This window comes from Dehalococcoidia bacterium (genome assembly GCA_035310145.1).
Classification (GTDB): domain Bacteria; phylum Chloroflexota; class Dehalococcoidia; order CAUJGQ01; family CAUJGQ01; genus CALFMN01.
Genome location: DATGEL010000034.1, coordinates 1 through 10,262 on the forward strand (window position 1 = coordinate 1; position 10,262 = coordinate 10,262).

Here is a 10,262-nt window from a genome sequence, read left to right on the forward strand (position 1 = left end):
CTATCTCAACAGCCTCTCAGACTGGCTGTTCGTGGCCGCGCGGCTGGCGAACCAGCGCGCCGGCCGGCCGGAAGAGCCCTGGATCTCCCCGATCGAGCGACAGACGCGCGGCGAGCCTGTCTGAACGGACGCCCCGCCGGCCGCCAACCGGGACTCTTGTGCGCGGGCAATGACTGTTGGCGATGTATGCGCCGGTGGACGTTGCCGCGCGCCTATACTGTTCAGCACGGCCAGAAGCAGGCTGCTCGCGGCTCCGTTTTTGTCGGTAGCTGGAGGTGCCCGGTGACCGAGTCCCGCATCGAGGCGCTTGTGCTCTCCGACGCCGACGGCAACCTCTACGAAATCCCCTGCGACGAGCTGCTGGCTTACCGCGTCACGGCCGAGCGCGCCGCCGTGCTGGAACGCCTGCTGGCGCATGAGGAGGTCGCGGGCTACGCCTTTGAGGCGTTCTTGCAGTTCAGGGGCCAGAAACAAGGCCAGAACAAAGGCTCGGCGACACCGGCATCACCTGAGATCCCGCCCGGCTCTCCGCAGCCCCCCTTCGGCGGCGCCATCTTCCAGGTCCCGCCCGTCGCCTGAACGGCCGAACCCTGGAACCGCGGCCAACGCTCCGGACCCTGCTTTGCATTTCCGCCGCCCGCTGCTTACCATCCCGGTGCATCGATCTGAGACGCACGCTGCACGCCGGGAGGGACAAGATGGCCGTCACCGCGGTCGAGATCCGTTCGCGCCAGCCGTACGAGGGCGGCGCCCGCTTCGGCGAAACCGGAGCCTACGAGCGCATCGACGGCACGCTGCACTTCGCCGTCGATCCGCTGGGCGCCGCCAACCGCGCGATTGTCGACCTGGAGCAGGCGCCGCGCCAGGCCGACGGCACGGTGCGCTTCTCCGCCGGCTTCTGCGTGGTGCAGCCCGCCGATGGGGCGAAAGCGCACCGCCGCCTGCTCTTTGACGTGCTGAACCGCGGCCGCAAGCTGGCGCAGGGCTTTAACCGGCCAGAGCTGGCCGAACCGTCCGACCGCATCCTGCCCGGCGACGGCTTCCTCTTCCGCCACGGCTGGACGCTGGCCTGGTGCGGCTGGCAGTGGGACGTGCCGCCCGGCTCCTGGCCGCTGCGCCTCGAGGCGCCGCAAGCGCTCGACAGCGATGGGGCGCCGCTTCAGGGCACGGTGGCGATCGAGTTCCAGCCGGCCGCGCGCCTGGCGCAGCAGCAGCTCGGCCACCTGCTCGGCTTCTTCCAGGCGCTGCCGTATCCCGCGGCAGACGTGAACCAGCGCGACGCTGTACTCAGTGAGCGCGACTGGCGCGGCGGTCCGCGCCGTCCGATCGCCCGCGAGCGCTGGCGCTTCGCCCGCGACGAGGGCGGCCGGCCGATCGCGGACGATTCATTCGTCTGGCTGGAGGGCGGCTTCGAGCCCGGTACGGTCTACGAGGTCATCTACCGCACACGCAAGAACCCCGTCGTGGGCACGGGGCTGCTCGCCACCCGCGACGCCGTCTCCTTCCTGCGCCACGGCGCGGCGGCCGCGGGCAATCCCTGCGCCGGCCAGATCGAGTACACCTACGGCTACGGCGCCTCGCAGAGCGGCCGCTTCCTGCGCCATTTCCTGCACCTGGGCCTGAACCTTGACGAGGCCGGGCGGCAGGTCTTCGACGGCCTGTTGCCCGTCGTCGCCGGGGCGCGGCGCGGCGAGTTCAACCACCGCTTCGCCCAGCCGTCCGTCACCGAGCGGCCCGGCCCCGGCTACCTGCCGCCGTTCCTCGATGGCGAACAACCCGACGCGGCCGGCGGCGCCGAGGCCGGCCTGCTCGGTTGTCAGCGCGCCCTCGGCGGCGTGCCGAAGATCATTTACGCCAACACATCCGCCGAATACTGGGGCTTCGCCGGCGGCTCGCTGCTTCACACGGACGCGGCGGGCACGCGCGATGTCGAGCCGCCGGCGGAGGTGCGGATCTATGCCTACGCCGGCACGCAGCACGCGCCCGGCCGGCTGGCGCTGATGCGCTCGAGCCTGATCTTCGCGCCCGCCGGCAACCTCTTCAATGCCGTCGATCAGTCACCGTTGATGCGCGCGGCCCTCGTGAACCTCGACCGCTGGGTGTCGGAAGCGGTCGAGCCGCCGCCCAGCGCCTTCCCGCGCCTGGCAGACGGCAGCGCCGTGCCCGCCGCGCAAGCGCTCGCAACGTTCGGCGCCATCCCCGGCACGGCCCTGCCCGATCCGGCTCTGCTCCCCGCCACGCCGCACCTCGATCTCGGCCCGGAGATCGGGAACGGCATCGTGCGTCACCCGGTTGAGCACGGAGCGCCGTACCCGCAGTTCGTCTCGGCCGTTGACGCGGACGGCAATGAGATTGCCGGCATTCGCCTGCCGGAAGTCTCGGTGCCCGTGGCGACGTACACCGGCTGGAACGTACGCGACGCGGCGATCGGCGGCGCGGGCCAACTCGTGCTGATGGCCGGCTCGACCCTGCCGTTTGCGGCCACCGCCCACGAGCGCAGCCAGCGCGGCGACCCGCGCCCCGCCATCGCCGAGCGCTACCGCGACCGCGACGACTACGCCGCCCGCGCCCGCGCCGCCGCCGAGCAACTCGCCGCGCAGCGCTACCTCCTCGATGAAGACATCGACCTGGTGGTGGAGAACGCGCTCGCGCGCTACGACGCCTTCGCCCCGGCGACCGCAGGGGTGCCCGCCGGGGATTGAGTAGAAATGCCCCTCTATTCCCGATTTCCCGTTCCCTGAAATTATGGACTTCGCGCTGATTCTGCCGGGAGAGGGGCCGCGCGGCGAGCGGCTGGTGGAGGCGCTGCGCGAGGCGATCCTGGGTGGGCGGCTGGCGCCGGGCGAGCGGCTGCCGCCGAGTCGCGCGCTGGCGGCGCAGCTCGGCATCTCTCGCGGCACCGTCGTCGCCGCGTTCGAAGAGCTGGTAAGCGAAGGCTACTGCGCCGCGCGCGTGGGTGCAGGCACCTTCGTGACCGTGAGCGCGCCGCCGCGCCGCGAGCCGCCGCCGTCCGTGGAACCGGCGCTGTCCGGCTGGGGCAGGCGACTCGTGCTGCCCGTGGCGGCGGACGGCGCAGGTCCGCCTACAAGCCTGACGTCCGCAGAGAATGCCCCCGGCGCGCCTGTGCCCTTCGACTTCAGACCGGGCCTCGCGGCGGAGCCGTTCCCGGCAGAGGCGCTTGGTCGCGCCCTGCGCCGCGCCGCCGCCTACTTCGGCTCGGAGTACAGCTCCGGTCACCCTGCCGGCAGCCCGCGGCTGCGCGCCGCGCTTGCTGCACACCTGGCGCACGCACGGGCGGTGCGCGCCACGGCCGAGCAGGTGATCGTGGTCAGCGGCTCGCAGCAGGGCATCGACCTGGCCACGCGCCTGCTGCTCGAGCCCGGCGATCGCGTCTGCATCGAAGAGCCGGGCTATCCCCGCGCCCGCGCCGTGTTCGGAGCGCTCGGCGCGCGGCTTGCGCCCGTGCCGGTGGACGGTGATGGGCTCGATCATGCGGCGTTGCCCGCGGAAGGCGCCCGCATGGTCTACGTCACGCCCTCGCATCAGTATCCGACCGGCGCCGTGCTCGCGCCGGAGCGGCGGCTGGCGCTGCTCGACTGGGCGCAGCAGCACGACGCCTGGCTGCTGGAAGACGACTACGACAGCGAGTTCCGCTACAGCGGCCCACCGCTGCCCGCCATGCAGGGCATGGATCGCGCCGGCCGCTGCCTCTACCTCGGCAGCCTCAGCAAGCTGCTGCATCCGGCGCTACGCGTCGGCTACCTGGTGGTGCCGCCGGCGCTCGTGCCCGCCGCCGTGGCCGCCAAGAGCACGCTCGACCAGGCGACCAGCCCGGCGATGCAGGAGGCGCTGGCCGACCTGTTCGAGTCCGGCGAGGTCGAGCGCCACCTGCGCCGGGCGCTACGCGGCTACCGAGCGCGAAGAGCGTGCTTGCTTGCCGCCTTCGCCTCCCACCTGCCGGCCGGCGTGCGCGTCTGGCCGGTGACCGGCGGTCTGCACGCCTTCATCGAAGCGCCTGCCGCGGACCCGGTGCGGCTGCACCGGGAGACCGCCGCGCGCGGCGTGGCGATCAACGACGCCGCGCCGTGCTACCAGTCGGCGCCCCCCGGCACGCGCTTGATCCTCTGGTTCGGGCGCATTCCGCCGGCGCGCATCGAGTCCGGCGTGGCGGCGCTCGCCGAGGCGCTGCGGGCAGCCACCTTGCCACGCGCCGGCGCCATCTGACTGGCTGCTGCCTGCCGCGCAAGACCCGTGGCCAGGGTTGCGGGGGAATCTCTGGCCGACGACAACATTCGGACGCAATGCGGATATTCCGGTCCAGGCCGACTGCCGCTGGCCGCCGAAGCGAGCGAAGCGATGTTGGGGTGCTCGTAGCCTGTCGCACTGCTGGCCACTGCCGCGGAACCGATGCTGAGACCAACGCGGGAGTGCAGAGTCATGCGACGCTTCCTCGTCATCGCCGCGCTTCTCGCCTGGCTGGCCGCGGCCAAGCACGCCGTCTTCGCCGCGCCGGGCGTGATCTATCCGGCGGACGGTGCGGCTGGCCCGCAGCATCGATGGGCGTCTGCCGGGTGGCCAGCCTGCCGCCGCGCCGGTCGCGGCAGCTCCGGTCAGCTCGGCGCCGCGTGCGTCGGCACATCTGTTGCAGGCCAGCGGTCAGGGCGATGACGACACGCAGAACTTCACCGTGTCCACGAACGCGATCAACGTGTGCTTCCAGCAGTCCGGCCGCTCATCGACCGGCTTGTTTGGTCCGTCGCTGTTCTTCACCGCGGAGCAACCGGGCGGGAACATCGCCTAGGTGAGCGACTCGGTGGATGACACGCCGAGCTTCTGCAAACACGTCAATCTCGACAGCGGCCCCGGCGCCTACTTCCTGCACGTCGGCGCCACGTCGTGGACCTCGTGGTCTGTCACCGTCGATCCGGGCTAAGCGACGGCGCGACGGCATCATCCGCCGCCGTTGCCGCGGGCTGCGTTGCCGCCCGTAGCGCGGCATCACCAGAAGCCGATCTTCCAGCGGAAGTCCTTGTGCTCCCAGCCTTTCGCGCCGGCTTTGGCGATGCGCGTGTGGTGCTTGCCGCAGAGCTTGATCGTCAGGCGCTCGCGGTCGTCGCCGCGCCACTTCATTACCGCGACCTCTTGATAAGGCGGCGCGGTGCAGAACTCGCAGCGGGCGGCGGGCATGGCGGACCTTTCCGATCGGACCGGGCGCGGTGAGCGACCTGGCTGAACTCGGCGCGCCCCTACACGGACGCGGGCTGCTCGACGTACGCGGCAAGGTGGCTGTGCAGCGGGAAGGCATCATGGTCGAAGCCCGCCTCGCGCAGCGCCTGCAGATACCGCTCGACCTGCGCCAGCCGCAAGGCGTGCAGCCGCGCCGCGCCGCGGTCGATCCCCTCCAGCCCGCCGCCGAAGAGCACGATCAGCGGCTCGGAGGAGATCGGCTGCTCCATATCCGCCACCAGCGCGTGCTCGGCCTTCGCCAGGTAGCGCTGCAGCTCCTTCACGCGGCGTGGCGCGTGCTCGACCACCCAGGCCAGGTGGTCGCGGCCGTACTGCAAGTGGCGCAGCTTGTCGCCCAGGGCGCGGCGGTACAGCTCGCGCTCGGCCTCGTTCTGCGCCAGCTCCTCGCCCGCTTCAAACAGCACGACCTGGAAGGCGGCTTCGAGCAAGTCGATGCAGAGCAGCGCCTCCGTGTAGTTCATCGCCTCCATGTAGCGCTGCGTGAAATGGTTGGGTGGCTCGATGCCCAGGGCGCCGCCGTTGGCCAGCGCCCGCTTGCGGAACGCCTCGGCGTGGCGGCTGTGCTCGAAGATCTGTGTCGCCAGGTAGCTCTTGACTTCGAGATAGCCGTAGGAGATCTGCTGCAGCCAGCCGGAAACGCAGGCGCCGGCGGCGTAGGCGCGCTGGCTCAGGTCGGTGCTGAGCTGGCAGACCGCGGCCTCGATTGGGCGCGGCAGCGGCTGAAGCGACGCCCAGGGGATGTCCGTGGCCGGCGCCCAGCGTGCCTGGATCGCGTCCTCGTACAGCTCGGCGCAGCTCTCGGCCCAGACCTCCTGCTTCTCGAAGATCGAGTAGCCCATGCCCTCGGCGGTGTCGTTGGGCAGCGCCCCGCGCGGAATCTCCGTGTCGTAGGGCCAGACGTCCGGCACCTCGCCGTAGGAGCCGATGTTGATGTCGGCCAGCCGCAGGCCGCGGGCCCCGGGACGCGCACGCACGCCCCATTCGGTGTGCTCGCTGGTCATCCAGGCGAAGCGCTCGCCGGCGGTCAGCGTCAGCCGGTCGCGCGGGCCGGTCGCGGCGTCAACGGGTTGTGGCTGTTCGGCCGTCATGTGCGCTGCTCCTGAAGCGATGAGGATGCCCTGGATGGCGAAGTGCATACCCGATTCGGTGCGCTCGGTGTCGCGGCGGCGCGTCATGTGTCATGAGGGGCGCATGCCATGCGCCCCTACGGATTGACCGTTAGCCGAAGCGCCATAGGGGCGCACCAGTGTGCGCCCCACGTGCTGCTATTTCCTCTTTTTTCGTTCCTGTTTTCTATTTCCTCGCCCCTACTTCGGCGGATCCAGGTAGACGGCAAGCTCAGGCACCATGCGCTCGCGGCGGTCGCCCAGGCCGGCGACTTCGAGGCGGTGCATGTACTCGTTCACCTGCTTCTTGCGAATCGCCATGAACTTCTGGGCGCCTTCGTCGAAGTGATCCTTGCCGCCGCCCAGCAGCACCGAGATCGACTCGAACACGGGGATGAAGCTGATGTCCGTGCCCTCGGCCAGGTCGCGCTCGGACTTGTCGAGATAGGCGTGGATCTCCTCGCGCCGCCAGGGCTCCTGCTCGATCGTGTACTTCAGATGCATCACGCCGAAGGCCAGGTGGCGGCTCTCGTCCTGGGCGCAGAGGCGGAAGATGCGCTTCTCCGCCTCGTTCTGGCCGAGCAACTCGCCCATGCGGAACATCGACTGCACGAAGCCCTCGCCCTGCACGTGCATCAGTGCGCTCATCTCGGTGAAGTCGGCTGCTTCCAGGATCTTGCGCAGGCCGTAGCCCGGTCCCTGCTGCAGGAGGCCGCCGCCGTTGACCAGCGCCCGCTTGCGGAAGACGTCCTCGTGCCGCGCCTCGTCCATGATCTGCGTGGTCAGGAACATCGCCGCTTCGAAGTAGTCCGGGCTGATGCGCGGAATCCACTTGCCCGGCGTGTCGCCGGCGATGAACTCCACTTCTGTGAGGAAGGTGCAGAGCTGGCACATCGCGTACTCGACGTCGTCGGGCAGTGGCTGGATCGACGTCCAGGGGATGTCCGTAGCAGACGACCACTGGCGCTGCACGGCCTCTTCGTAAAGCATCAGCGCATTGTCCGCCCAGACGTCGGACCGGTTGGCCGTGGTGTAGGGCGCGACGCGCAGCGTGCCTTTGCTCTCGCGCACGCCGCGCAGGCGCATGCCGTGGTTGCGCGACGATTCGGGAATCGCGCCGGCGCGGCCGCTGGCGATCGCCTCGAGCGTCAGCCCCTTGCGGCCCGGCTCAGCGCGTGTGCCCCAGTCATCGTCGGGCAGGTTCAGCCAGGCCAGGTCGAGGCCGGGAGAGAGGTCGGGCTGCTGCTCGCCAACCGGGCGTTGAACCTCGATCGCCATCGTCCCGCTCCTGCGTTGCTTGTGCTGAACAGGCGGCCGCAACGGCCGCTTGATCGTGTCGCCGGTCTGCCTCAAGCATCTGAAAGGCGTCGCGCATTGTCAAGGTAAGCGATCGTTTTCTTACTTTCAATGCGCACGTCCCGGCCGGAAGTGGCGGCGGAATCCGCGAATCGCTGCCGTGTCAGCCGCGCGATCAGCGGATGTGACAGATGTAGAGGATCTTCTGCACCAGCCGCTCCGGCGCCGATTTCGCGTGCTTCGGCGCCGCCGGATGCGCCGTGGCGCCGTCGACGGACATCGGTTGGCTGCAACTGGTATCCATGCACATCGTGCGCACGATCGGCTGGTCCGATTGCACCACGCTGTTCGCCGCGAACGCCGCAAACCCCACCAGCAGCGCGCCGACCCCGGCGATCACCAGCACCCGCCCCAGCCCCACACCACCGCGATGCTTCTGCCTTCCTGCCTCGACCGCCGCGCCTTCAGCCCCGCAGTCCCGTCCAAAGATCTCCCCTTCCCCCAGCATTGGGGGAAGGGGCCGGGGGATGGGGGCCGCCGCGCGCTCGTCCATCGCCATCATTCCCGCTTACGACTCGGCGGCTGCCAGCGCCGGCTGCGGCCGAGGTTGCAGAATCGAGCCGGTGCGGTACATGCCGCGCACGCCCGGCCGCACGCCGCTGACGAACAGCACAAAGGCCACGAACAGCAGCGGCGGGATCAGCAGCACCGCGTGAATGCTGAACGTGTCCGCCAGCGCCCCGGCGGCGAGGATGCCGAACGACATCGCGCTGCCCGTCGTCATGATGTAGGCGCTGGTCACGCGCCCGCGCAGCCGGTCGGGCACCACCTCCTGCACCAGGTTCGTGCCAAGCGTCATATAGATGCCCTGCGCCGCGCCGATCAGCGCCGCGACGAGGAAGGCGAAGAACACCGTCGAGACGAGCGCCAGCAGCGCCATCGTCAGGCCGCTGAGCACGCCGGTGACGGCCAGCACGGAGCCGCGGGCCACGTCGGAGCGCAGGCCCCCGAGCGCGAACGTGCCGACCAGCGTGCCGGCGCCGAAGCTGATGATCAACAGGTCGAAGGTCGAAGCCTGCGCGTGCAGCACCGAGCGCGTGAACTCCGGCCAGAGCGCGTCGGTCAGCATCGTCAGACCGCAGTGCAGCGACATCAGCGCGAAGACGATCGGCAGCAGCGGCGTGCGGGAGATGTAGGACCAGGTTTCGCGCGTCTCGCGCCAGACGCCGGCGCGCGCGTGCAGCTCGTGACCGGGGTTGCGCACGCTCAGCATCAGCACGATCGCCGCCGCGTAAAAGACGGCCGTCATCAACAGCACGCCGCCAATGCTGCCCGCTGCCAGCAGACCCAGCGCGGCAGCCGGGCCGATCAGCCGCGAGCCGAAGTTCGCCATGCTGTTCAGCGAGATCGCGTTGAGAAGCGCCTCGGACGGCACGAGGTTGGGAATCAGCGAGGTGACGGCCGGTGTCTCGATCGAGCGGCCGACGCCGGCCAGCAGCGCCAGCGCCACGACCTCCCACGGCTTTACGACATTGGCGAAGACCAGCAGCGCCAGCCAGACCGAGGCGAGCAGCGAGACGCCCTGCATCGCCGCCGCCAGCCGGCGCCGGTCGAAGCGGTCCGCGAAGACACCGCCCACCGGCGTGGCGAACAGGTACGGGATCCACGAGGCGAAGGTGACCAGGCCCACGGCGGCGGCGCTGTGCGTGAGGTTGTCCATCAGCCAGCCGCGGGCGACGACGAGCGTCCACTGGCCGTTGCCGGAGAGCACGCTGGAGATCCAGCAGCGGCGGAACTCGCGCAGGTGCAGCGCCGCGATGAAGCCGCTGTCGGCTGCGGTCGCCGTGGCGATGGGCGCCGTGCTCATACGCGGTCTCCAAGGCGCGGTGTCGCCTGGCTGGCCCCCGTGCTACACGGTAGGCGGCCCGATCGGCTACGTTAGCTGCGAGTGTAGCATAGCGGTCGCCCGCATCCGCCGTTGCGATCCATTCCGCAACCAATGGGGCAAGACTGCTACGATTGCGAGGGGCCGCTCGATGACCGCCACGGCTGCAGGCACCGATCTCTATGGCCTTGCTCTGAGCACCGCGTCGCCGCGCGCCGCCACGGCCTACCGCGACGGCCAGCAGGCGGTGATCGCCCAGGCGCCGGCGCCGGGTGCGGCCTTCCAGCGCGCGATCGCCGCCGACCCGGACTTTGCCCTGCCGCACGCCGACCTGGCGCTGGTGCAACTGCGCGCGCTGCGCCTGCCCGAGGCCCGCGCCAGCGCCGCGCTGGCGGAACAGCTCGCCGCCCGCGCCTCCCGCCGCGAACAGCAGCATGTGGCCGACGTCGCGGACGCCGTGGGCGGGCGCGGCGTCCAGGCGATCGCCCGCATCCGCGAGCATTTGCAGGAGTTTCCGCGAGACGCCCTGCTGCTGAACTACGTGACGACCAGCCTGCTGTTCGCCGGCCAGCAAGACCAGATGGTACAGGGGGTGTGCCCAGAAGTTGTGGAAGCACGGTGCAGGGATGAGACGGAGGCGAGGCGTGGCGATGCAGTAGGGTAACGAGGAAAACAGAGCGACCGACCGTAGTGAGGACGGTCGGTCGCGCAGGAAGGGGCCGATGACT

General features: G+C 70.3%; 10 protein-coding genes. 5 read left to right on the forward strand and 5 right to left on the reverse strand.

Going from position 1 to position 10,262, the window contains the following annotated elements; translation table 11 throughout:
- Nucleotides 1-282 precede the first annotated feature (282 nt).
- The 4 genes from VKV26_06090 to VKV26_06105 all read left to right on the forward strand — a co-directional run bounded on the left by VKV26_06090 (nucleotide 283) and on the right by VKV26_06105 (nucleotide 4,801).
- Nucleotides 283-579 (forward strand): hypothetical protein, encoded by a 297-nt coding sequence (locus VKV26_06090; GenBank protein HLZ69468.1) that lies wholly within the window; start codon nucleotides 283-285, stop codon nucleotides 577-579.
- Nucleotides 580-698: 119 nt separating this feature from the next.
- On the forward strand, nucleotides 699-2,702 hold the full coding sequence (locus VKV26_06095; protein ID HLZ69469.1) for an alpha/beta hydrolase domain-containing protein: 2,004 nt from the start codon (nucleotides 699-701) through the stop codon (nucleotides 2,700-2,702).
- A gap of 43 nt (nucleotides 2,703-2,745) precedes the next feature.
- A complete protein-coding gene (locus VKV26_06100) occupies nucleotides 2,746-4,224 on the forward strand; it encodes a PLP-dependent aminotransferase family protein (protein HLZ69470.1) in 1,479 nt (492 codons plus the stop codon).
- Nucleotides 4,225-4,534: 310 nt separating this feature from the next.
- A complete protein-coding gene (locus VKV26_06105) occupies nucleotides 4,535-4,801 on the forward strand; it encodes a hypothetical protein (GenBank protein ID HLZ69471.1) in 267 nt (88 codons plus the stop codon).
- Nucleotides 4,802-4,998: 197 nt separating this feature from the next.
- On the opposite strand, the gene VKV26_06110 is transcribed toward VKV26_06105, so the two are convergent.
- From VKV26_06110 to VKV26_06130, 5 genes are all read right to left on the reverse strand, one after another.
- Nucleotides 4,999-5,187 carry a hypothetical protein gene (locus tag VKV26_06110; GenBank protein ID HLZ69472.1) on the reverse strand — a complete coding sequence of 63 codons (189 nt, stop codon included), beginning with the start codon at nucleotides 5,185-5,187 and terminating at the stop codon, nucleotides 4,999-5,001.
- Nucleotides 5,188-5,246: 59 nt separating this feature from the next.
- Nucleotides 5,247-6,335, reverse strand: a complete 1,089-nt coding sequence (locus VKV26_06115; protein ID HLZ69473.1) for a ferritin-like domain-containing protein — start codon at nucleotides 6,333-6,335, stop codon at nucleotides 5,247-5,249.
- A gap of 219 nt (nucleotides 6,336-6,554) precedes the next feature.
- Complete coding sequence (locus VKV26_06120; GenBank protein HLZ69474.1) at nucleotides 6,555-7,631, reverse strand: ferritin-like domain-containing protein; 1,077 nt, start codon at nucleotides 7,629-7,631, stop codon at nucleotides 6,555-6,557.
- A 193-nt stretch (nucleotides 7,632-7,824) separates the two neighbouring features.
- On the reverse strand, nucleotides 7,825-8,202 hold the full coding sequence (locus VKV26_06125) for a hypothetical protein (protein ID HLZ69475.1): 378 nt from the start codon (nucleotides 8,200-8,202) through the stop codon (nucleotides 7,825-7,827).
- 15 nt (nucleotides 8,203-8,217) lie between these two features.
- A complete protein-coding gene (locus VKV26_06130; protein HLZ69476.1) occupies nucleotides 8,218-9,516 on the reverse strand; it encodes an MFS transporter in 1,299 nt (432 codons plus the stop codon).
- Between the two features lie 169 nt (nucleotides 9,517-9,685).
- Between VKV26_06130 and VKV26_06135 the strand changes: the two genes are divergently transcribed.
- Nucleotides 9,686-10,198 (forward strand): hypothetical protein, encoded by a 513-nt coding sequence (locus VKV26_06135; protein ID HLZ69477.1) that lies wholly within the window; start codon nucleotides 9,686-9,688, stop codon nucleotides 10,196-10,198.
- Nucleotides 10,199-10,262 lie beyond the last annotated feature (64 nt).

What these genes read in the sequence shown, in the direction of transcription:
- VKV26_06110 (HLZ69472.1), bottom strand. Translation starts at nt 5,187, where the DNA reads ATGCCCGCCGCCCGCTGCGAGTTCTGCACCGCGCCGCCTTATCAAGAG.
- VKV26_06130 (HLZ69476.1), bottom strand. Translation starts at nt 9,516, where the DNA reads ATGAGCACGGCGCCCATCGCCACGGCGACCGCAGCCGACAGCGGCTTC.
- VKV26_06125 (HLZ69475.1), bottom strand. Translation starts at nt 8,202, where the DNA reads ATGGACGAGCGCGCGGCGGCCCCCATCCCCCGGCCCCTTCCCCCAATG.
- VKV26_06120 (HLZ69474.1), bottom strand. Translation starts at nt 7,631, where the DNA reads ATGGCGATCGAGGTTCAACGCCCGGTTGGCGAGCAGCAGCCCGACCTC.
- VKV26_06135 (HLZ69477.1), top strand. Translation starts at nt 9,686, where the DNA reads ATGACCGCCACGGCTGCAGGCACCGATCTCTATGGCCTTGCTCTGAGC.
- VKV26_06095 (HLZ69469.1), top strand. Translation starts at nt 699, where the DNA reads ATGGCCGTCACCGCGGTCGAGATCCGTTCGCGCCAGCCGTACGAGGGC.
- VKV26_06100 (HLZ69470.1), top strand. Translation starts at nt 2,746, where the DNA reads ATGGACTTCGCGCTGATTCTGCCGGGAGAGGGGCCGCGCGGCGAGCGG.
- VKV26_06115 (HLZ69473.1), bottom strand. Translation starts at nt 6,335, where the DNA reads ATGACGGCCGAACAGCCACAACCCGTTGACGCCGCGACCGGCCCGCGC.